Below are 21872 nucleotides of genomic sequence, written 5' to 3' on the forward strand. Positions count from 1 at the left end.
AGCCTGCGAGAAGGGGGGTGAAGGCCGCCGCCGGTCCGGCGGATCCCGCGGGGCCCGCGCCGCGGGCCCGCACGGCGAGAGGGTGAAGTGCCTTGAGCACCGACGAGGACACGCAGGGAAACCCGGAGCCCGCCGAGCCGTCGGGGGCCGCGGAGCCCGAGGCGGCCCGGGTGGGCCCGACGCCCGACGGCGAGCCGTCGTTCTCCCCGTACCACCACCCCGCCGCGGGATGGGGCGCCGCCAAGAGCGTGACGGGCTTCCTCGTGCGCGAGAAGGCGCTGGTGGACGGCCCCCGCGCGATCATGCGGATGAACCACGAGAACACCGGCTTCGACTGCCCCGGCTGCGCCTGGCCCGACGACACCAAGGGCCTGCACCTGGACATCTGCGAGAACGGGATCAAGCACGTCACCTGGGAGATGACCGGCAAGCGGGTCGGGCGCGAGTTCTTCGCCGCCCACTCGGTGACCGAGCTCGCCGGGTGGAGCGACTACGACCTGGAGGACCAGGGCCGACTGACCGAGCCGATGGTCTACGACCCCGCGTCCGACCACTACACGCCGATCAGCTGGAAGGACGCCTTCGAGGTCGTCGGGGAGGCGCTGCGCGGCCTGGACGACCCGAACCAGGCGTCGTTCTACACGTCGGGCCGGCTGGGCAACGAGGCCACCTTCCTCTATCAGCTGATGGCCCGCGAGCTGGGCACGAACAACCTGCCCGACTGCTCGAACATGTGCCACGAGGCCAGCGGCCGGGCCATGCAGGCGTCCCTGGGCACCGGCAAGGGCACCGTCGACCTCGCCGACTGGGAGACGGCCGACGCGCTCTTCGTCTTCGGGGTCAACGCCGCCTCCAACGCGCCCCGGATGCTGACCGCCCTCGCCTCGGCCTACCGGCGCGGCGCCGCGGTCGTGCACGTCAACCCGCTCGTCGAGGCCGCCGCCACCCGGACCATCGTCCCGCACGACTTCACCGACATGGCGCTGTTCAAGGCGACCAGGACCAGCACCCTCAACCTCCAGCCGCGGATCGGCGGCGACATGGCCCTGCTCCGCGGCATGGCCAAGGCGATCCTGGAGCGGTCCGCGACCGACCCCCGGGCCCTGGACCGGGAGTTCGTCGAACGCCACACCACCGGGTTCGAGGAGTACCGCGCCCGGTGCGAGGCGACGCCCTGGGAGGAGCTGGAGCGGCAGTCCGGGCTGACCCGGGCCGAGATCCTCGAGGCCGCCCGGGTGTACGGCGAGGCCGACCGCACCGTCGTCAGCTGGTGCCTGGGCATCACCCAGCACGAGCACGGCGTCGACACCGTCCGCGAGATCGTCAACCTGCTGCTGCTCCGCGGCAACCTGGGCCGGGAGGGCGCGGGCCCGTCCCCCGTCCGCGGCCACAGCAACGTGCAGGGCAACCGCACCTGCGGCATCGACCACCGCCCCACCGACGCGTTCCTCGACCGGCTCGCCGAGGTCTGCGGGATCGACCCGCCGCGCGCCCACGGCCTGGACACCGTCCGCACCATCGAGGCGATGGCCCGCGGCGAGATCAAGGTGTTCGTCGGCATGGGCGGCAACTTCGCCCTCGCCGCCCCCGACACCCCGGTGACCTGCGCGGCCCTGCGCCGCTGCGACCTCACCGTGCAGGTGAGCACCAAGCTGAACCGCAGCCACATCGTCCACGGTCGCCGGGCCCTGATCCTCCCCTGCCTCGGCCGCACCGAGAAGGACCACCAGCGCAAGGGGATCCAGAGCACCTCCGTCGAGGACTCGATGAGCATGGTCCACCTGTCGGTCGGCATGAAGCGCCCCGCCTCGTCCCACCTGCTCTCCGAGCCCGCCATCGTCGCCGGCATGGCCCGCGCCGCACTGCCGGGCAGCGCGACGCCCTGGGAGTGGTACATCGAGGACTACGACCGCATCCGCGACACCATGGCCAGGGCCCTCGACGGCTTCGAGGACTTCAACCGGCGGGTGCGGCTGCCCCTCGGCTTCCGCATCAGGCAGCCCGCCCGGGAGCTCGTCTTCCTGACACCGTCCGGGCGCGCCGAGTTCTCCGACGCCGCGCTGCCCGACGTCGTGCCGGCGCCCGGCACCCTCGCCCTGGGCACCATGCGCTCGCACGACCAGTGGAACACCACCATCTACTCCGACAACGACCGCTACCGGGGCGTCGAGAACCTGCGCACGCTCGTCTTCATGAACCGGGCCGACATGCGGGAGCGCGGCATCGCGGACCTGGGTCCCGTCGACATCACGAGCACCGCGAAGGACGGCAGCCGGCGGTCCCTCACCGGCTATCTCGCCATCCCCTACGACATCCCGCGCGGCTGCGCCGCCGGCTACATGCCGGAGATGAACGTGCTGTGCGCGCTCTCCGACTACAGCACCCAGAGCGACCAGCCGATCATGAAGCACGTCAACGTCACGATCGCCCCCGCCGCCTGAACGGCCGCGGCGGTCACCGCCCGCGGTGCAGCCGCTCCAGGAGCAGATGGGCGCGCCGTTCCGCGGCGGCGAGTTCCGTGGGGTCGATCTCGGCGGGCCAGAGTTCGCCCGCCGCCGCGTCGTCGGCCTCGCGCAGCTCCACGACGGCGGCCGCCAGGCCGCTCTGCACGGCGGGGTACGACTCCACCGCACCGCCGACCAGCGCGCGTTCGACGCGCACCGACGCCTCCGCGCACGCTCCGAGCGCACGCTGTGCCCGCACGGCGGCACGGTCGTGGACGACGAGGAGCGCGCAGCCCAGCGCGACGCCGACACCGAGGACGCTGCCCAGCGCCCGGTCCTCGACGAGGACGTCGGCCGCCGCCGGTGCGGCGAGGTCGGAGAGCAGGAGGGCCAGCGGGGTGAGGAAGACGACGCCCAGTCCGTAGTTGCGGGCCACGACGTACTCCAGCAGGAACTCGAGCAGCACGATCACGAGGACGAGGACCGTGGGTCCGGGCTCCGCGGCGAGGACCCCGAAGGCGAGGAGCAGGCCCGCGACGGTCCCCAGCGTGCGCTGGACGGCCCGCTGCGTCGCCGTGCGCACGTTGACCGAGTGGAGGACCGCCGCGGCGGAGATCGACGCCCAGTACCCGTGGCCGAGGCCGAGGAGGAGCGCGGTCCCGCCCGCGAGGCCGGTCCCGAGGACCATCCGCAGGGCGGGCACGAGGAGCACGGCCGCCCGGCCGTGGCGCGGCCCCGCCACCAGCTCCGCCGCCCGGAGTTCGGTGGCCTCCGGGCTGCCGCGCCCGGCAGCCCCCGCCGCCGTCCCGGACCCGCCCGGTCGCGGGGCGGGCGACGGCGGCGGGGGCCCTCCCGCCGTCAGCAGCACCGGCGGCCGGCGCAGGCGGCGGTCGGCGAGCAGCCGTGCCTGGTGCCGCAGGTCGCGTGCGAGCCCGGCGGGGTCCCCGGGCGGGCGGGCGGCCGAGCCGACGAGCAGCGACCAGGCGAGGTCGGCGAGCCGGAGGCAGGTGTCGCCCCGGCCGTGCTAGGCGGCGGAGGCCGGCGGCAGCCGGCCCAGCGTCCGGTACGCCTGGAGGACGGCGGCCGTCGCCCGGTGCCGTACGAGCCCGCCGGGCGGCCCCGGGGCTCCCTCGCCGGCGTCCGGGGCGGTCGCCTCGCACAGGTCGGCGACCTCACGGAGCGCCCCGGCCACCGCGAGGCGCTCGGGCCGGTCCGGCTGGAGCCACCGGCCCGCGACGGCCAGGGCCCAGGCCACGGCGGCGCCGGTCGCGGCCAGGGCGGTCCGGGGCAGGACGTCGCCGGTCGTGGCGACCGCGTTGGCCGCCACGGCGAACGAGAACAGCAGCAGGACGGCGCCGAGACCGGTCAGCCGCGCCGCGTCGCAGGCGAACTTCGCGGCCCCGGCGACGAGCGCGGTGGCGGCCACCGTGACGGCGGCGCCCGCTCCCCCGTCGGCCGGACGGGCCCACGCGGCGAGCGCCGTCCCGGCGGCCACGCAGGCGGTCATGGCCACCGCGACGACGGCGAGCACGCGCGCCCTGCGCGCGTACGGGAGATTGCGTCCGAAGGTGGTCGTGAAGGAGCCCAGCATGGCGTAGACGGCCAGGTCGGCCCGCCCGGCCAGGGCCATCGGCACGGCGGGCAGGGCCATGGCCAGCGCGGCGCGGAGGGCGAAGGACAGCGCGCCGTCCACGCTCTGGAGGGCGAGAGCGCCCCGGGGCGAGAGCGCCCGCGCCGCGCGCGCCGTCCACGGCCGCCGGGGTGTCACGCCGCCGGTCCCCGCTCGGCTCAGGTGCCGCCGTCCGCGGCGGCCGGCTCGTCCGCGGCCCCGGGCGCGGGGGCGCCCTTGCGGACGGTGCAGTGGAGCGAGTCGTCCCGGACGTCGGCGACGAGGGTGTCGCCGGGGTCGGCCTCGCCGCCGAGGAGGAGGGAGGCGATGCGGTTGTCGAGCTCGGTCTGGATGGTGCGGCGCAGCGGGCGGGCGCCGAAGGCGGGCTGGTGGCCGTGGGCCACCAGGAGCTTCTTCGCGGCCTCGGTGACCTCCAGGGTCATGCCCTGGGCGTGGACGCGGTGCTTGCTGCGGTCCAGGAGGTGCTCGACGATCTCGGACAGGTCGTCCTCGGTGAGGCTGTGGAAGACGATGATGTCGTCGATGCGGTTGAGGAACTCTGGCAGGAAGCGCCCGCGCAGGTCCTCCATCAGCCGGTCCTTCAGCTCGGCCGCGTCGCCCTCGTGGGCGAGGATCCGGTGCGCGCCGATGTTGGACGTCATGATGACGACGCAGTGGCGGAAGTCGACCGTGCGGCCCTGGCCGTCGGTGAGGCGCCCGTCGTCGAGGATCTGCAGCAGCGTGTTGAAGACGTCCGGGTGCCCCTTCTCCACCTCGTCGAAGAGGACCACGCTGTACGGCTGGCGCCGGACCTTCTCGGTGAGCTGGCCGGCCTCCTCGTACCCCACGTATCCGGGCGGGGCGCCGACGAGGCGGGCGACGGTGTGCTTCTCCTGGAACTCGCTCATGTCGAACCGGATCATGCGGTCCTCGTCGCCGAAGAGCAGCTCGGCGAGCGTCTTGGCGAGTTCGGTCTTGCCGACGCCGGTGGGTCCGAGGAAGAGGAAGGAGCCGACCGGGCGGTTCGGGTCCCCCATGCCGGCGCGGTTGCGGCGTACGGCCTCGGAGACGGCGGTCACCGCCTCGTCCTGGCCGACGATCCTGGCGTGCATCTCCTCCTCCAGCCGCAGCAGCTTCTCCTTCTCGCTGGCGGTGAGCTGGGAGACCGGGATGCCGGTGCGCCGGGAGACGATGTCGGCGATGTCGGCGGCCGTGACCGAGACGACGCCCTCGCGTCGCTCCTCGATGCCGGCGAGCTCGCCCTCCACGTCGGCGATCTGCCGCTTGAGGTCCGACGCCTTCTCGAAGTCCTCGCCGGCGACGGCCTGGTCCTTCTCGCGGCGCAGCTTCGCCAGGCGGTCCTCCCGGCCGACCACCTCGGTGGAGCGCCCGGCGGCACGGAGCCGTACGCGGGCGCCCGCCTGGTCGATGAGGTCGATCGCCTTGTCGGGCAGGAAGCGGTCGCTGACGTACCGGTCGGAGAGCTCCGCCGCCGCGGTGAGGGCGCCGTCGGCGAAGCGGACCTGGTGGTGGGCCTCGTAGGCGTCCCGCAGTCCTTCGAGGATCTGCACGGTCTCCTCGACGGTCGGCTCGGGGACGAGGACGGGCTGGAAGCGGCGTTCGAGGGCCGCGTCCTTCTCGATGTGCTTGCGGTACTCGTCGATGGTGGTCGCCCCCACCAGCTGGAGTTCGCCGCGCGCGAGGGCGGGCTTGAGCATGTTCCCGGCGTCCATCGCGCCCTCGCCCGTGGCGCCCGCGCCGACGACGGTGTGCAGTTCGTCGATGAAGAGGACGATCTCGCCGCTCGCGTTCTGGACGTCCTCGATGACCTTCTTGAGGCGTTCCTCGAACTGGCCGCGGTACTGGGCGCCCGCGACCATCCCGGAGAGGTCGAGGGAGACGACCCGCTTGCCCTTCAGGGTCGCGGGGACCTCGTCGGCGACGATGCGCTGGGCCAGTCCCTCCACGATGGCGGTCTTGCCGACGCCGGGCTCGCCGATGAGGACCGGGTTGTTCTTGGAGCGGCGGGAGAGGATCTCGACGGTCTGCTCGATCTCCTCGGCGCGGCCGACGACGGGGTCGAGCCTGCCCGCCCTGGCCTCCTCCGTCAGGTCGCGCCCGTACTCGTCGAGGGTGGTGGCGGGCTCCTGCTGCTTCGGCGCGGCGGGCGCGGCGCCGTCTCCGCGCCCCGCCTGCTCCGTGAGGCCGCGGAGCTTGCGCACGTCCACGTCGTCGGCGTCCAGCAGCTGCGCGGCGCCCGCCTCGGGCTCCGCGAGGAGCGCGCCGAGGATGTGCTCGGGGCCGATGTAGGAGACGCCGGCCGCCTGCGAGCGCGCGTAGGCGGCGGCGAGCGTGCGCTTGGCCGCCGGGGTGAGTCCGGGCTCCGAGGACGGTTCGCCGGACTCCCGGGGCAGCACGCGGTCGAGCTGGGACGCGAGCGCGTCGGGGTCCACGCCGACCTGGGAGAGCAGTCGGCGGGCGGGGTCGACCTGGGTGGCCGCCCACAGGAGGTGCTCGGTGTCGAGGTCGGTCGTGCCGTCCTGGGCGGCCTTGCCGGCCGCGGTGTTGAGGAGGGCGTGCGACGACTCCGTCAGCAGCCGGCCGATCGGGACGCGCTGCACCGCCGGGGGCGACGACGCCGGTGACATGCCGAAGAACCGGTTCAGCATGTCGCTGAAAGGATCGGACGAGCCAAAGGGAGAACCGAACGCCATCGACATGTCAGCTCCAGGACGCGTGGGGGTCGCTCCCACTCAAACCCGGCCTCCGACGGTCCGCAAACGGAGTCCCCGACACACCCGCCCCGCCCGAATCATCCGCATTCCGGGCTCGCGGGCCGCGCCGGTCGACGATGGCACCATGACCTCCCCGAACACCCCCGACTCCCCGCACCCCACGGACGCGCCGGAACCCCAGGTCCGTGCGGGGCGCCTGCTCCGGAACCCGAAGCTGTGGCTCGTGCCCGCGGTCCTCAGCGCCTTGGTCGCCCTGCTGCTCTCGCTCCTCTACACGGGTGGCGTCCTCAACCCGTCGGAGAACCTGCGCGGGCTGCCCGTCGCCCTCGTCGACGAGGACCGGGGCGCCCCGCTGCCGGGGCAGAGCGAGAACCTCGGGCAGCAGATCAGCGACGCGATCGTCTCGGCCTCCCGGGGGAAGGACTCCGTGGAATGGCACCTGGTGAGCCGTGCGGAGGCACAGGACTCACTCGCCTCGGGGAAGGTCTTCGGCGCCCTGGTCGTGCCCGCGGACTTCACCGCCTCCGTCGCGGCCCTGACCACGAACCGGGCGACGCGACGGCCGACGCTCACGGTGCTGACCAACCCCGGCCTCGGCAGCCTCGGGTCGTCCCTGACGGCCCAGATCAACCAGAACGCCGCCCACCAGGCGTCGCTGACCATCGGCAAGCAGCTCTCGGCCACCGCCGCCACGCCCACCGCACGGCTGCTGCTGGCCGACCCGGTCGCCGTCGTCACCCGCCCCGGGCACCCCATCGGCGCGCACAGCGGACTGGGCCTGACCGCGTTCTACTACACCCTGCTGCTCGTCCTCAGCGGCTTCATCGGGGGGAACCTCGTGAACACCGGGGTCGACACCGCCCTCGGCTACGCGGACAGCGAGCTGGGCCCCTGGCACACCCGCCGGCCGACCGTGCCCGTCAGCCGCACCCAGACCCTCGTCCTGAAGATGGTCATGACGGCCGGGATCGCGCTCCTGACGACGACCCTCGTCATGGTGGCGACGATCGCGCTGCTCGGCATGGACGCCTCGCACCTGCCGATGCTGTGGGTCTTCTCCTACTGCGCGACGGTCGCCGTCGGCCTCGGCGTCCAGGCCATCAACGCGGCCTTCGGGGGGATCGGCCAGCTCGTCTCGATGTTCGTCTTCATCGCGCTGGCCCTCCCCTCCTCCGGTGCGACCGTGCCCCTGGAGGCGACGCCGGGCTTCTACCGCTTCCTCGGCGTCTTCGAGCCGATGCACCAGCTGAGCGCCGGTGTCCGGGCGATCCTCTACTTCGACGCGCGGGCCGACGCCGGTCTCGCCCGGGGCTGGATCATGATCGCGATCGGCACGGCCGCCGCCCTGCTCTTCGGCCTGGGCATGACCCGCTACTACGACCGCAGGGGCCTCGCCCGACTCACCCCGCAGCCGGCCTGACCGACCGGCCGATCGCCGGCCCGCCCTCCAGGCCGGGCCCTGGAGGGCGCTCCGGCAGGGGCTCCGGCGGGGCGGGAGGGCCCGCTACTCCCATTCGTCCCACGGCGGCTCGGTCTCGTCGTCGGCGAAGAGCGGCGGACCGTCGTCGTACGGCGCGGAGGACCGCCCCGCCGGAGCGGCGGGCTCGGCGGCCGAAGGGACCGAGGCGGACCGCGCGGACGAGGCGGGAGCGGAGACCGGACCCGCGGGGGCCGGGCCGGCGGGGGCCGCCGGAGCGGGTGCGGCCGGGTCGTCACCCGCCGGGGCGGCGGGGGCCTCGCACTCGGCCAGGGTGGCGAGGACGCCCTCGGCGTACTTGGTGAGCTTGGCCTCGCCGACTCCGCCGACGGTGCCGAGCTCTTGGACCGTCGCGGGGAAGAGGGTGGCGATCTCGCGGAGGGTCGCGTCGTGGAAGACGACGTACGCCGGGACGCCCTGCTCGCGCGCGGTGGCGGCCCGCCAGGCACGGAGCGCCTCGAAGACCGGGACGGCGGCGGCCGGCAGGTCGACCGGCACCCGGGCGCCCTTGCCCGAGCGCGCTCCGGACTCCTTCCGGGCGGCCGCCGCGGGGGCCTTCTCCTTGCGCAGGGCGACGGTGCGGCGCCCGCCGAGCACCTCGCCGCTCTGCTCGGTGAGGACCAGCGTGCCGTAGTCGCCCTCGACGGCGAGCAGGCCCTGGGCGAGCAGCTGGCGGACCACACCGCGCCACTCCGCGGTGCCCAGGTCGGCACCGACGCCGAACACGGACAGCCCGTCGTGGTCGAACTGGATGACCTTGGCCGTCCGCTTGCCCTGGAGGATGTCGATGATCTGTCCGGCGCCGAACTTCTGGCGCCGCTCCTTGGCCAGCCGCCAGATCGTGGACAGCAGCTTCTGGGCCGCGACCGTGCCGTCCCAGGACTCGGCGGGCGTCAGACACGTGTCGCAGTTGCCGCAGGGCTCGCCCGACTGCCCGAAGTAGGCCAGGAGCCGCACGCGGCGGCAGTCGACCGTCTCGCAGAGCGCGAGCATGGCGTCCAGGTGCATGCCGAGGCCCCGGCGGTGCGCCTCGTCGCCCTCGGAGCCGTCGATGAGCTTGCGCTGCTGGACGACGTCCTGGAGGCCGTACGCCAGCCAGGCCGTGGCCGGCTCGCCGTCACGGCCGGCGCGGCCGGTCTCCTGGTAGTACCCCTCGACGGACTTCGGCAGGTCGAGGTGGGCGACGAACCGCACGTCCGGCTTGTCGATGCCCATGCCGAAGGCGATCGTCGCGACGACCACGACGCCGTCCTCCCGCAGGAAGCGGGCCTGGTTGGCCGCGCGGGCGCGGGCGTCCATGCCGGCGTGGTACGGCACGGCGTCGATGCCGTGCTCGACGAGGGAGGCGGCGGTCTTCTCCACCGAGGAGCGCGAGAGGCAGTAGACGACTCCGGCGTCCCCGGCGTGCTCGGTCCTGATCAGTTCGAGCAGCTGCTTGAGCGGGTTGTTCTTGGGGACGATCCGGTACTGGATGTTGGGCCGGTCGAAGCCGGCGACGAAGTGCCGGGCCTCCTCCAGGCCGAGCCGCGCCGCGATCTCGGCGTGGGTGGCCTCGGTCGCCGTCGCGGTCAGCGCGATCCGCGGCACCTTCGGCCAGCGCTCGTGGAGCATGGACAGGGCGAGGTAGTCCGGGCGGAAGTCGTGGCCCCACTGGGCGACGCAGTGCGCCTCGTCGATCGCGAAGAGCGACACCGTGCCCCGGTCGAGCAGCCGCTGGGTGCCCTCGGTCCGCAGCCGCTCGGGGGCGAGGTACAGCAGGTCGAGCTCGTCGGCGAGGAACGCCTGCTCGACGGCCTGCCGCTCGTACGGGTCCTGGGTCGAGTTGAGGAAGCCGGCGCGCACGCCGAGCGCCCTGAGCGCGTCCACCTGGTCCTGCATCAGGGCGATGAGCGGTGAGACCACCACGCCCGTACCGTCTCTGACCAGGGCCGGGATCTGGTAGCAGAGCGACTTGCCGCCGCCGGTCGGCATCAGGACGAGGGCGTCACCGCCGCCGACGACCTGCTCGATGATCTCCTGCTGCTCACCGCGGAAGGAGCTGTATCCGAAGACGCGCTGGAGCACCCGCTCGGCGTCGGAGATCTCGGTGGATGCGTCGGAGAGGACCATTCCCGAAGCCTATCCGCCCGCACGGACACCCCGGGCCCGTCCACCGGGGCCTGTGGACGAAGGGGGTTCCGGAGGCAACTGGCCGGGCCGTCCGGACGTCCTTCCGTACGGCACGCGTCGGCCGACGCGACGCCCGTGGACCGGGTACCCCGGGGAACGCGACCAGTGGACAGCGGACAGGACACGCCATGAGCGACAAGGCCCGGACCCTCTTCGACGCGCTCGACCTCGACCGGGACGGCACGCTGACCCGGGCCGAGGTGATCAGCGCCCTGCGGGCCAAGGGCCCGACGCTCGCGGCGCACGGCGTCATCCCGGTCTGGGGCGTCGGCGACGACGACGCGTCCTCGGCACTCTTCGACGAGGCCGACCGGAACGGGGACCGGGTCCTGACCTTCGAGGAGTTCGCCGCGCTCGTGAACCGACGCTTCGGCTGGGCGCCCGCGTCCTGAAACCGCCGGTCGGCTGCCGCCCCCGACTACCGGGCCGGCGGCACCGGCGTCCCTACGCTCCTGGCCAATTCCCCAGAGACAGGAGTACGCCATGGAGAACCCCACCCGTAAGGTGGCCGCGGCCGGAGCCGCCGCGCTGCTCGCCGCCGGCCTCGTCGTCACCGGTGCCGGTGCGGCGGCCGCGTCGGACGCCGCGACCACGCGGATCACGTCGACGGCCCAGCTCAAGGACGGCATCCTGCTCGCCGCGGCCCAGGACCGGGAGTCCGGTTCGGAGCCGCTGAGCCAGAGCGTCGGCGGCCGGGTGGCGGGGCTGGGCATCCAGTCCGGCACCTGCTGAGCCGGAGGTGACCACCGTGGGCAGGGACGAGTCCCCGCAGACCTGGTGCCCCAGCGGCGACGCGCACGCGCCCGAGTCCGTCGTCCTGGGCGTACGGTCCGGGCAGGACGGCCGGGTCGTGTACCTGGCCGATCCGGTACCGGCGTCCGAGGCCCTCTCGGAGGTGCCGGAGGGCATCGAGCCGCGGCGCATCCTGCGCTTCGCCTCGCACTGCGTCAGCGACTGCCTGAACCGCAGGGGCGACGACTGCACGCTCGTGGAGCGGGTGCTGTACCGGCCCGCCGCGCAGGAGGACGGCCACGTCCCGCGGTGTCACCTCCGGGCCAGGTGCCAGTGGTGGCAGCAGACCGGGGTGGCCGCGTGCGCGCGCTGCCCCGCCGTCTCCACCCGGCACCTCGCCGACGACACGCTGGCCGAGCTGGTGGCCGATCCGGCCACGACGCCCGAGCAGCTCGACGAGTGGATCGCGGCGGCCGGCTGAGCGCGGCCGCCGGTGTTCGCGCCGACACGAGAAGGTCCCCGGACGGTTCGTCCGGGGACCTTCCCGTGTGCGCGGTCCCGCCGCCGCCCTCACGGGCGGTCCGGCGGGTCCCCGCGGATGTCGCGCTCCGAGAGGCGGTTCACCCGCGGCGACGGCGTCGTCAGCTCGCCGTGGACGGCCACGGCCGCCGCGTACCCCCGGTCGACGGGGATGTCGAGCAGCGTCCAGCCGGCCGGGGGCAGCGGGCCCTCGGGGCTGCCCGATCCCACGTAGTCGGCGGCCGGATCCCTGCCGAGCCCGGTGCCGAGGCCCTTGAGGTACGCCTCCTTGCGGGTCCACAGCCGGGCCAGCGCCCGCGGACGGCGCGGAGGAGGCAGCGCCTCGATCTCGCGCTGTTCGGCCGGGTGCAGCATGGCGGCGAGTTCCGCGGCGCCGCCCGGGTCGGCGACCAGGTCCACGTCGACGCCGATGGGGGCCACCGCGGTCCCCACCAGCACGAGGTCGCCCCGGTGGGAGAGCGAGAAGTGCAGTCCGCGGGTGGCCCCGAGGACGGTGGGCCGTCCGTGCGGGCCGCCGCAGCACGGGCAGGTCTCCCGGCCGTAGCGGATGTCCTGCGGAAGCATGTCGAGGTAGGTGCCCAGCAGGCGGCGCAGCGCCAGATGGGCGGCGGTGAAGCGGACCCGGTCCTCCGCGTACGCCAGCCCGGCGGCGCGCTGCCGCTCGTCGGCGTCCAGCACGGCCGTGTCGAGGCCGGTGCCCCGGGCGTCGGAGACCCTGAGCAGCCACAGGTCGAGGGACCCGGGTCGCGGCAGGTCGCGCGGCGGTGGCGCGGGCGCGGGCAGCAGCAGGCCGCTCGCGGAACTCCTGGAACCGCTTCTGGGATCACTCACGGGACCCCTCCTGTTCGGTGACGGATGCGCGGACGCGGATGGCCGTCGGGACGGATCAGCCTTGTTCGGGGGTTGCGTACCGGGATGCCCGCCGCGGGGGCGCGGCGGGCTCCTCGGACTTCTCGGGGGTGCCGGAGGCCGCCGGCCCGGCCGGCTCCGTGGACGCGGCGGACGCGAGGGCGCCCACCGGCTCGGGGGGCTCGGCGGGGTCGCCGGGCGGATCGGTGGGCAGGTCGCGGCGGCCGCGCAGCGGGCCGGCCAGGAGCAGGACGGAGCTGACGGCGAGGCCGGCGGTGAGCAGCCAGAGCGCGGGCCGCAGCCCGAGCACCCCGCCGAGCACGCCGCCGAGGAGCGAACCGACGGGGATGGCACCGAAGTTGGCGACGGACACGCTCGCGGTGATCCGGCCGAGGAGCTGCGGCGGGCAGTACGTCTGCCGGAAGGCGCCCTGGATGACGTTGGCGGAGACCACGCCGAGGGCGAGGACGGCGCCGCCGAGGGGCAGCAGGACGACCCGCCAGCCCGGTTCGGCGAGCGGGATGAGCAGGCCGAAGGGGGCGGTGGCGAACTTGCACAGGAGCATGCCGCGGGCGGTGCCGAAGCGCCGGGCGATCGGGGTGGCGACGACGGCGCCGAGCAGTCCGCCGACGCTGCTGCCCGCGAGGAGCCAGCCCACGGCGGCCTCGCCGACGTGGAGTTCACGCACGAGGAACACCGTCAGGATGGCCTGGTAGCCGGTGAGCAGCAGGTTGGTGACGGTGCCGTAGGTCGTGAGGACGCGCAGGTAGGGGTCGCGCACGGTGTGCCGCAGCCCCTCCGCGACGTCCTTGCGCAGGGCGGTGGGCCGCTCGGGACGCTCCGGCGGCGGCTCCGTGGCGCGGATGCCGAGGAGGCAGAGCGTGGAGGCGAGGAAGGTCGCGGCGTCGGCGAGCAGTCCGGTGACCGCGCCGAACACCCCGGCCAGGACGCCGCCGCCGCCGAGCCCGGCGAGCTGCGCCGCCGACTCGCTGCCCTGGAGCTTGGCGTTGGCCTCGGTGAGGTGCTCCCGGCTGACGACGAACGGCAGGTAGACCCGGTAGGCGATGGAGAAGAAGACGTTCGCGAGGCCGGTGAGCAGCGAGACGACGAGCAGCTGGCCCATGGTCAGTACGTCGAGCCAGGCGGCGGCGGGCACGCTGAGCAGGAGGACGAGCGAGGCGACGTTGCAGGCGACCATGAGGGGGCGTCTGGGCAGCCGGTCCACCCAGGCCCCGGCCGGCAGGCCGACCAGGAGCCAGGGCAGCCAGGCGGCGGCGGCGAGGGCGCTGACCCAGAAGGTGCTCGCGTCCAGGGTGACCACGGCCACCAGCGGCATGGCGACGCCGGTGATGTTGCTGCCGAAGCGGCTGGTGGTCTCCCCCGCCCACAGGAGCCGGAAGTCGCGCTGCCGCAGCAGTCCGGACCGGGGCCGTGCGTTCATCGGTCGGCCACCACCTTGGCGACGGCGACGTCGAGGCGTTCGGCGGCGTCGGCCCAGCGGGCCCGCCGGGCGGCCGACTCGGCGGTGAGGCGGTCCAGTTCGGCGCGGGCCCGGGCGAGGGCGGCGGTCTGTGCCGGTCCGCCGGGTCCGCCGCCGTGGGCGCAGGCCGCGGCGACGGTCTCGGGGTCGAGCCAGTCGGCCGGGTAGCCGGCGGCGGCGGTGGCGACGGCCGGGTGGGAACGGGCCGCGTCGGACAGGGTCGCGCCGCCGTCGAGGGCGGCGAGGACGGTCTCGCCGACCAGGTGGTGGGCGGTGCGGAAGGGGGTGCCGTCGACGACGAGGCGTTCGGCGAGGTAGGTCGCCGAGGTGAGGCCCTCCCGTGCGCGCTCGCGCATCCGTTCCCGGTCGGGTTCCGCTCCGGCGACGACGAGCCGGAGCAGGGTGACGGCCTGGGTGGTGTCGGCCAGGCCGGGCCAGAGGTGGCGTACGGCCTCGGTGCCGACGGCGATCGCGTTGGTGTAGCCGGCGGTGGACATGGAGGCTGCGGCGCCGGTGAATCCGGCGAGGGCGGCCGTCGACCGGCCCTGGATGTGTTCGAGGAGGAAGGGGTTGCGCTTCTGCGGCATCATCGAGCTGGATCCGACGAGGTCGTCGGCCATCCGCAGCAGCCCGAACTCCTCCGTGGTCCACCAGGTGAGGTCGCGGGCCACCCGGGCCAGGAGCACGCCGAGGACGGCGGCGGACGACAGCATCCGCAGCACGAAGTCGCGGGAGGCGACGGCGTCGACGGAGTTGGGCGCGGCCGTGGTGAAGCCGAGGAGTTCGGCGGTGCGGGCGGGGTCGACGGGCACGGAGGTGCCGCCGACGGCGCCCGCGCCGAGCGGGTTGACGTCGATCTCCCGTCCGGCGTCGAGGAGCCCCTCCAGGGAGCGCAGCACGGCGCCGGCGGTGCCGGTGAGGTAGTGGCCGTAGCTGATGGGGACGGCGGGCTGGCCGTGGGTGTAGGCGGGCATGGTGACGTCCTGGTACGCCTCGCCCTTCTCCAGCAGGACCCGGGCCAGTGCGGCGACCTCGTCGAGGAGTTCGGCGTAGGGGCCGCGCACCTTGAGCCGCACGGTGGTGGCGTTGAGGTCGTTGCGGGAGCGTCCGGTGTGCAGGACGCCGCCGGTCCGCTGGCCGAGCCGGTCGACGAGCCAGCCCTCGTACGCCAGGTAGAGGCCGCGGGGCATGGGACGGTCGCGGACGGGCCCGAAGTCGTCGGCGCGCAGGGCGTCGACGGTGTCGAGGAGGGCGCCGGCGCGGGCGGTGTCGACGATGCCGCGCTCGGTGAGCATCACCAGGTGGGCGCGGTCGACCTCGCTGATCAGCCGCAATTCGCCGCCGACGGGGTCGCCGCCGTCGGGCCGGTACTGGTCGTAGACGATGCGGTGGGCGCGCGGGTCGAGCCCGGTGCGCAGCCGACCGGTGTCGACGCCTGCCTCCCGGTCGGCGGGGGCGGCCGGGTCCGACGCGTCGCTGACGCCGGTCATACCGGCAGCACCTCCTTGACGACGGGGGTCGCCGGGGCCGCCAGGGGCTCCAGCGCGGTGGCCAGTCCGCGGGCGAGGGCGGCCTCGGCCGCCTCGGCGGTCCGGTCGGGGGTCTCGCCCGCGGTGATCACGTGGCCCACCCGGCCGCGGAAGTCCTCGGCGGGTTCGACGCGGGTGCCGGCGGGGCGGTACAGGGCGGTGTCGACGACGCCGGGCACCGCCCTGGCGGCCGTCTCGGCGGCGGTGACGTCCGCGAGGACGCTCTCGGCGCGGGCCGTGAGGAAGCGGATCGAGGCCGCTCCGGCGGCGTCCGCCGCGGGGTGGGCGAGGTCGACGTCGCGGCCGAGGGCGGCGCGTACCTGGGCTCCGACCAGGTCGATGCCGCGGGCCCGGCGCACGAGCTCGGGGATCATGCCGCCGGCCAGCCGGGGGTTGACCTCGATGACGCGGGCCACGTCGCCGTCGAGCCGGAGCTCGACGTGGGCGGCGCCCCAGCCGAGGCCGAGGGCCTTCACGGCGTGGACGGCGCTGTCGACGAGCGCGGCGGCCTGGGCGGCGGGCAGCAGTGCGGGGACGTCGTGCCCGGTCTCGACGAACACCGGGGGCGCGCCGACGTGCTTGGCGACGGTGACGACGGCGTCCTCCCCGAAGACCTCCACGGAGAACTCGCGGCCCGTCAGGTACTGCTCGACGAGGACGACTCCGGGGGTGCTGAGGCCGCGTTCGTTGACGGTGGCGGCCAGCAGGACGCGGGCGTGCTCGGCGACCTCGTCGCGGTCGCGGCAGAGGCGTACGCCGAGGCTTCCCGAGCCCTGGACGGGCTTGACGACGACCGGGCCGCCGAGCCACTGGGCGGCGGCGAGCGCCTCGGCGACGTCGCCGGCCACCGAGAAGAGGGGTACGGGGACGCCGGCGGCGGCCAGGGCGCGCCGTTGGAGGGACTTGTCGCGGCAGGCCCGGACGGCGTCGGCGGAGGGGCCGTGCAGGCCGAGCCGCCGGGCGAGGTCGGCGGCCGTGGCCACGTAGTACTCGGAGCTGGAGAGCACGCCGGCGATCGGCGCGCGGGCCGCGAGGGCGGTGACGGCGGCCCACAGGGCGTCGGCGTCGGCGGTGTCGACGACGACGGTGCGCAGGTCGTCCTCGGCGGCGTACGGGTAGCGGCCGGGGTCGGCGGCGAGCAGCACCGGCTCGGCGCCGAGGGCGCGGGCCCGCTGGGCGAACTGGCGGCCCGTGCCGGTGGTGTTGGACTCGACGAGCAGCAGCTGGGGGGTGCTCATGCCTCGACCTCCGGCGTCATCACGTCGTCGAAGCCCCGGCGGGCCCACACCAGGCGGGTCCAGGAGCTCGGCGCGTCCAGGGGGTGGTCGACGGTGACGGGGCCGCCGACGGTGGGGGCCGGCTCGATGCCCTGCTCGCGCAGCCACTCGGCGTGGTAGACGGTGGACTGGTAGCGGTAGCCCTCGTCGGGGAGCACCATGACGACCTTGCTGCCGGGGTTGCGCGCGGCCCACCAGGAGGCGACCTGGAAGGAGGCGCCGCTGGTGGGGCCCATGAACAGGCCGTGGTTGCGGAAGAGTTCGTGGGTGGCGTGGAACGCCTCGGGGGCGGTGACCCAGTGCACCTCGTCGTAGGCGCTGTGCTTGACGTTGCCCGGGTGGATGCTGCTGCCGAGGCCGCGCAGGGTGCGCGGGCCGTCGGGGGTGCCGAAGATGATCGACCCGTGGGTGTCGACGCCGACGAGGTGCAGGGCCGGGTCGGCGGGGCGCAGGGCGGCGGCCAGGCCGCCGGTGGAGCCGCCGGAGCCGACCGGGCCGACGAGGCAGTCCACGGAGCCGACGGTCTCGCCGATGAGGTCGGCGACGACGGCGTAGGCGCCGGGGTTGTCCGGGTTGTCGTACTGCCCGGGGACGAAGCTGTCGGGGTGGAGCCGCTGGAGCTCCGCGACGCGGGCGAGGCGGGCGCCCTGGATGCCGCCGGCCTGACCGGCGTACTCGACGATCTCGACGTCGGCGCCGAGCATCTCCAGGCGGTTGCGCAGGTCGCGGTCGATGGCGGAGTCGCCGACGATGGTCAGGTCGTAGCCGCGCAGCCGGCAGACCATCGCCAGGCCGAGGGCGAAGGTGCCGGAGGAGGTCTCGATGACGCGGGTGCCGGGCCGCAGCACGCCGGCGGCCTCGGCGCGGTCGACGATGTAGCGCGCGGGCAGCAGCTTCATCAGGCTGAACGCGGCGGCGTAGAGGTTGTCGGTCACCTGGATGATGCGGGGCAGTTCGGTGGCGTCCACCACCGAGTCGTGCAGCTTGACGGCGCCCGCGATCGTGGTCGTAGTCATGTCAGTCACCCGTCGTGAAGATCCACTGCTCGTGGATGCCGATGTTGTGCAGCAGTCGCTGGGCGTGCTCGGTGCGGGCCTCGACCTCGGGGTCGTCGCGGTCGTAGAGGAGGCCGGCGATGTCGCCGCTGTGCGCGGTCTGGATGCCGAGGGCCCCGGTCTCGCGGACGATGGTCCGCAGGCCGTCGAGGCGCGGGATGGGCAGATGGCGCTGGTTGATGTCGGTACTGGCGGTGGCGACGGCGCCGACGAGGGCGACGTCCTTGGTGTGGATGGCCTCGCGCAGCATCACCTGGAGTTCGGCGAAGAGCTCCAGCTCGGCGGCGCCGTACTCGGCGGGCGGGAAGGCCAGCGTGTCGACACCCTTGCCCTCGTTCTCGGGCCGCGAGCCGAAGCCGAGCACCCGCACGGCGGGCATGCGGTAGCCGAAGTCCTCGATGACCTTGCCCTCGCGCTGGGCGAAGAGGACCGAGCTCTCGTTGAACATCAGGGAGTCGGACGCGGTCTCGGCGCGTACCGCGATCCGCGCGATCTCCTCGGCGGGCAGCGGGCTCACCAGGGCGTCCTGGACGGCCCAGACCGCGGCGAGCACGTCGCTGGTGGAGGAGCCGAAGCCGCGGCAGAGCGGGACGTCGCCCGTGAGTTCGAGGTGGCCGCCGACCGGGCCCTCGCCGGGCGGGACGCACGCCTCGGCGGTGAGCTGCGCGGCGCGCATCGCCTTGGTCTTCCAGGCCGGGGAGACGGTCAGCTCCTCGCCCCGCGCGGGGATGAACGACGCCCGGGTCGTGTAGACCGTGCAGGGCAACGTGACCAGCCCCCGGGTCAGCTGGCCCTGGTGCGGAAAGACGCCCTGGAGAATTTCGCCGTGATGTATGGGGGCCGAGGCGACACCGACCCGCCAACCGGAATGATCCACCATGTCCTTGACTTCCTCTGGGGGCCGGACCGCACCACTCACGGGGCCTGGCCGATCGTGCGGACATCCCCAACGCTAAGCAGCGCCGCGACGCCGACCCGGCTGGTCAGGCGGCAGTATGCGGGCAGTTAGCCGGGGCGGTGCGGGCAGGGGGTGGGAAGGCGCTACGGGCGGCGGGCGGGCGCGGTGCGGCGGCGCCGGGGCCCGACGGACCGGGCGGGAACGCGCCGGGGCCCGTACGGCGGTCGAACCGCCGTACGGGCCCCGGTCCCCCGGTCGCTCCCCCGGTCAGATGCGGGCGGGCCGCAGCCTGCGGGCGAGCACCCGCCCGATCTCGCGCAGCGGCTCCGCCTCGGTCATCCGGGCGTGCTCGCAGTCGACCGCGAACTCCTCGATGCGGCCGGTGAGGTACGGCGCCCAGGCCGCCGCGCCCGACAGGGGCGCGGGGGTGCCGGTGGCGTCGAAGAACACCGCGTCGCCGGCGAACGCGACGTCCGGCACGTACCGGTAGCGCATGCGCAGGTTGTCCAGGGTGGCGGCCACGACGGCCGCCGCCTGCGCGTGCTCCAGCGCGCCGAGCACGGGGTCGGCCCCGCGGAGCGCCTCGGCCAGTTCGGCGATGTCCGGCGTCGTGTCCGCGCAGCGCACCGGGACCGTCTCGCCGAGGGTGCCGAGGAGGGCGGTCAGGACGTGCCGGCCGTCGATCTCCGGTGCCCGGAAGCCGTCGGGCAGCGGGTAGGAGTCGAGGAGGGCCAGCAGGGCCACCTCCTCGCCGGCCGCTTCGAGCCGGGCGGCGACGGCGTGCGCGACCAGGCCGCCGAAGGACCAGCCGAGCAGGTGGTAGGGGCCGTGGGGCTGGATGCGCCGGATCTCGGCGAGGTAGTCGTCGGCCATCTCCTCCAGGGAGGCCGGCGCCCCGTGCGGGCCGGCGAGCCTGCGGGCCTGGAGCGCGATGACGGGCCTGTCCTGGTCGAGGTGGGGCAGCAGGCCGGCGTAGCCCCAGCTCACGCCGGACACGGCGTGCACGCAGAACAGCGGAGCCTCGCCGGAGTTCGCCGCGGTGGCGGCCCGGATGGGCAGGACGGTGCCGAGGGCGTCGGCCCCGCTGCCCGCCGCGATGTGTTCGGCGAGCAGCGCCGGGGTGGGGCTCTGGAACAGGTCGCTGATGGTGATGCGGGTGTCCCAGACGGCGCGGATGCGGCTGATCAGCAGCGTGGCGCGCAGGGAGTGTCCGCCCCGGTGGAAGAAGTTGTCGTCGATGCCGACGGATTCCAGACCGAGGTTGTCCGCGAAGAGGCCGCAGAGGATCTCCTCGGCGGGGTTGCGGGGCGCTCGGCCGCCCTCGGACGCCGTGCCGAGGTCGGGTGCGGGCAGGGCGCGCCGGTCGAGCTTGCCGTTGACCGTGCGCGGCAGCTCCTCCAGGACCACGAAGGCCGAGGGAACCATGTACTCGGGCAGCCGGGCGGCGACCCGGCGCCGCAGGTCGTCCACGGTCGGTGCCTCGCCGGGTGCGGGTACGGCGTAGGCGACGAGGCGCTTGTCGCCGGGCCGGTCCTCCCGCACGACGGCGGCGGCCTGGACCACCGCGTCGTGTGCCATCAGCGCGGCCTCGATCTCGCCGGGTTCGATGCGGAAGCCGCGCAGCTTGATCTGCTCGTCGCCGCGTCCGAGGTACTCCAGCGCGCCCTGCTTGTTCCAGCGCGCGAGGTCGCCCGTGCGGTACATCCGGGAGCCCGCCGGGCCGTGCGGGTTGGCGACGAACCGGTCGGCGGTCAGGGCCTGCTGGCCGATGTAGCCGTGCGCGAGGCCGTGGCCGGCCACGTACAGCTCACCCGGCACACCCGGCGGAACCGGTTCGAGGCGGGCGTCGAGCACGTAGGCGTGCTTGCCGGAGAGCGGGCCTCCCACGGGGATGCTCGCGGCGCCGGCCGCGGCGTGGGGCTCGATGACGAAGGCGGTGGTGAAGCCCATGCTCTCGGCCGGGCCGTACCCGTTGAGCAGGTGCAGCCGGGGGTGCCGGGCCAGGGCTCGCGCCGTGTGGGCCGGGGAGGCCGCCTCTCCCGCCGTCATCGCCTCCTTGAGGTGGGTGAAGGTCTGCGGGTGCTCGTCGAGCATGTGGTTGAAGAGACTGGCGGACATCTGCAGCGTGGTGACCCGGTGCTGCTCGACCAGCTCGGCGATGAGGTTCGGGTCGGTGTGCTGACCGGGCTGGAGGACGCAGACACCGCCGTGCAGCAGCGGGCCGAACACTTCGAGGGCGAAGGCGTCCCAGGAGACCGGGGAGCACTGCAGGAACGTCTGCTGCGGGCCGAAGGCCAGGTAGTCCGGTCCCACGAAGGTCGCGGCGAGCGCCCGGTGCGACGCCATCACGCCCTTCGGCAGACCCGTCGAGCCCGAGGTGAACATCACGCAGGCCACCGACTCCGGTGAACCGCCGGTCTCCACCGGGGTCCCGGACAGCCCGCTCACCTCCCCCGCCTCGGCGGTCAGGTCCACCACCACGGCTTCGGTGGAGAGTCGGGCGAGGTGGGTCTGGGTGAGGAGCGCCGACGGTGCCACCTGTCCCAGGACGCCGTTGAGCCGCTCCACCGGGAACAGCGGGTCGAGCATCGTGTACCCCGCGCCGGCCTTCAGGACGGCGAGGATCGACGCCACCATGTGCGGCGACCGCTCGACGTGCACGCCGACGAGATCGCCGGGACGCACGCCCCGGCCGGTCAGGTGACGCGCCAGACGGTTGGACCAGACGTCCAGTTCACCGTACGAGATCACCTGGTCCTCGAAGACCAGCGCCGGCGCCTCGGGCGACCGCGCCGCCTGCGCGGCGAACAGACCGTCCAGACCAGCGTCCGGGCCGGCCGTCGGTGCGCCGGACCAGGCGGTGAGCAGCTCCCGCTCCTCCTCGGGAAGGAGGGGCAGCGAGGCGACGGCCGTGTCGGGGTGGGTCGCCGCGGAGTCCAGGAGGAGGAGCATGCGCTCCAGCAGGCGGTCGACGGTGCCGGGTTCGTAGAGGTCGGTGGCGTACTCGACGGTGATGTCGAGTCCGTCGGGGCTGCCGTCCGCGGTCCGCCGCTCGCCGAAGGCGAACGTCAGGTCGAA

General features: G+C 74.4%; 14 protein-coding genes and 1 pseudogene. 5 read left to right on the forward strand and 10 right to left on the reverse strand.

Annotated features, from left to right (window positions below; genetic code table 11):
- Positions 1-170 precede the first annotated feature (170 nt).
- The gene (locus AB0424_RS18805; RefSeq protein WP_366306775.1) at positions 171-2441 is read left to right on the forward strand and encodes an FdhF/YdeP family oxidoreductase; all 2271 of its coding nucleotides are present in this window, start codon (positions 171-173) and stop codon (positions 2439-2441) included.
- A 13-nt stretch (positions 2442-2454) separates the two neighbouring features.
- Here AB0424_RS18805 and AB0424_RS18810 read toward each other — a convergent pair.
- Positions 2455-4095, reverse strand: a pseudogene (locus tag AB0424_RS18810) (FUSC family protein).
- A 137-nt stretch (positions 4096-4232) separates the two neighbouring features.
- The gene (locus tag AB0424_RS18815; protein WP_366306729.1) at positions 4233-6773 is read right to left on the reverse strand and encodes an ATP-dependent Clp protease ATP-binding subunit; all 2541 of its coding nucleotides are present in this window, start codon (positions 6771-6773) and stop codon (positions 4233-4235) included.
- A gap of 139 nt (positions 6774-6912) precedes the next feature.
- On the opposite strand from AB0424_RS18815, the gene AB0424_RS18820 reads away from it, so the two are divergent.
- Positions 6913-8208: a DUF3533 domain-containing protein gene (locus AB0424_RS18820; RefSeq protein WP_366306730.1), complete on the forward strand. Its 1296-nt coding sequence runs from the start codon at positions 6913-6915 to the stop codon at positions 8206-8208.
- 84 nt (positions 8209-8292) lie between these two features.
- On the opposite strand, the gene recQ is transcribed toward AB0424_RS18820, so the two are convergent.
- Positions 8293-10374, reverse strand: coding sequence for a DNA helicase RecQ (gene recQ, locus AB0424_RS18825; protein WP_366306732.1), 2082 nt, complete (start codon positions 10372-10374; stop codon positions 8293-8295).
- Positions 10375-10562: 188 nt separating this feature from the next.
- On the opposite strand from recQ, the gene AB0424_RS18830 reads away from it, so the two are divergent.
- From AB0424_RS18830 to AB0424_RS18840, 3 genes are all read left to right on the forward strand, one after another.
- Entirely contained in the window at positions 10563-10826 is a 264-nt protein-coding gene (locus tag AB0424_RS18830) for an EF-hand domain-containing protein (protein WP_366306734.1), read from the forward strand.
- Between the two features lie 91 nt (positions 10827-10917).
- Positions 10918-11166 carry a hypothetical protein gene (locus AB0424_RS18835; protein WP_366306736.1) on the forward strand — a complete coding sequence of 83 codons (249 nt, stop codon included), beginning with the start codon at positions 10918-10920 and terminating at the stop codon, positions 11164-11166.
- Positions 11167-11182: 16 nt separating this feature from the next.
- Positions 11183-11647 carry a hypothetical protein gene (locus tag AB0424_RS18840; RefSeq protein ID WP_366306738.1) on the forward strand — a complete coding sequence of 155 codons (465 nt, stop codon included), beginning with the start codon at positions 11183-11185 and terminating at the stop codon, positions 11645-11647.
- An 89-nt stretch (positions 11648-11736) separates the two neighbouring features.
- On the opposite strand, the gene AB0424_RS18845 is transcribed toward AB0424_RS18840, so the two are convergent.
- The 7 genes from AB0424_RS18845 to AB0424_RS18875 all read right to left on the reverse strand — a co-directional run.
- The gene (locus AB0424_RS18845) at positions 11737-12537 is read right to left on the reverse strand and encodes a 4'-phosphopantetheinyl transferase superfamily protein (RefSeq protein WP_366306740.1); all 801 of its coding nucleotides are present in this window, start codon (positions 12535-12537) and stop codon (positions 11737-11739) included.
- Positions 12538-12592: 55 nt separating this feature from the next.
- Complete coding sequence (locus AB0424_RS18850) at positions 12593-13996, reverse strand: MFS transporter (protein WP_366306742.1); 1404 nt, start codon at positions 13994-13996, stop codon at positions 12593-12595.
- Entirely contained in the window at positions 13993-15525 is a 1533-nt protein-coding gene (argH, locus tag AB0424_RS18855; protein ID WP_366306743.1) for an argininosuccinate lyase, read from the reverse strand. The genes AB0424_RS18850 and argH overlap by 4 nt, the downstream gene beginning before the upstream one ends.
- Entirely contained in the window at positions 15522-16802 is a 1281-nt protein-coding gene (locus AB0424_RS18860) for an ATP-grasp domain-containing protein (protein WP_366306745.1), read from the reverse strand. Before AB0424_RS18860 ends, argH begins: the two co-directional genes overlap by 4 nt.
- Positions 16799-17857 (reverse strand): PLP-dependent cysteine synthase family protein, encoded by a 1059-nt coding sequence (locus AB0424_RS18865; protein ID WP_366306747.1) that lies wholly within the window; start codon positions 17855-17857, stop codon positions 16799-16801. The genes AB0424_RS18860 and AB0424_RS18865 overlap by 4 nt, the downstream gene beginning before the upstream one ends.
- 1 nt (position 17858) lies before the next feature.
- Positions 17859-18776, reverse strand: a complete 918-nt coding sequence (locus tag AB0424_RS18870; protein WP_366306749.1) for a kinase — start codon at positions 18774-18776, stop codon at positions 17859-17861.
- 285 nt (positions 18777-19061) lie between these two features.
- Positions 19062-21872: amino acid adenylation domain-containing protein (locus AB0424_RS18875; protein WP_366306751.1), on the reverse strand; the 2811-nt coding region annotated here is incomplete at its 5' end.

It is taken from the genome of Streptomyces sp. NPDC051180, from assembly GCF_040689545.1.
Lineage (GTDB): Bacteria > Actinomycetota > Actinomycetes > Streptomycetales > Streptomycetaceae > Streptomyces.

Coding starts and splice junctions, on each gene's coding strand:
- AB0424_RS18830 (WP_366306734.1), top strand. CDS start 10,563: ATGAGCGACAAGGCCCGGACCCTCTTCGACGCGCTCGACCTCGACCGG.
- argH (WP_366306743.1), bottom strand. CDS start 15,525: ATGACCGGCGTCAGCGACGCGTCGGACCCGGCCGCCCCCGCCGACCGG.
- AB0424_RS18850 (WP_366306742.1), bottom strand. CDS start 13,996: ATGAACGCACGGCCCCGGTCCGGACTGCTGCGGCAGCGCGACTTCCGG.
- AB0424_RS18870 (WP_366306749.1), bottom strand. CDS start 18,776: ATGGTGGATCATTCCGGTTGGCGGGTCGGTGTCGCCTCGGCCCCCATA.
- AB0424_RS18865 (WP_366306747.1), bottom strand. CDS start 17,857: ATGACTACGACCACGATCGCGGGCGCCGTCAAGCTGCACGACTCGGTG.
- AB0424_RS18820 (WP_366306730.1), top strand. CDS start 6,913: ATGACCTCCCCGAACACCCCCGACTCCCCGCACCCCACGGACGCGCCG.
- AB0424_RS18860 (WP_366306745.1), bottom strand. CDS start 16,802: ATGAGCACCCCCCAGCTGCTGCTCGTCGAGTCCAACACCACCGGCACG.
- AB0424_RS18815 (WP_366306729.1), bottom strand. CDS start 6,773: ATGTCGATGGCGTTCGGTTCTCCCTTTGGCTCGTCCGATCCTTTCAGC.
- AB0424_RS18835 (WP_366306736.1), top strand. CDS start 10,918: ATGGAGAACCCCACCCGTAAGGTGGCCGCGGCCGGAGCCGCCGCGCTG.
- recQ (WP_366306732.1), bottom strand. CDS start 10,374: ATGGTCCTCTCCGACGCATCCACCGAGATCTCCGACGCCGAGCGGGTG.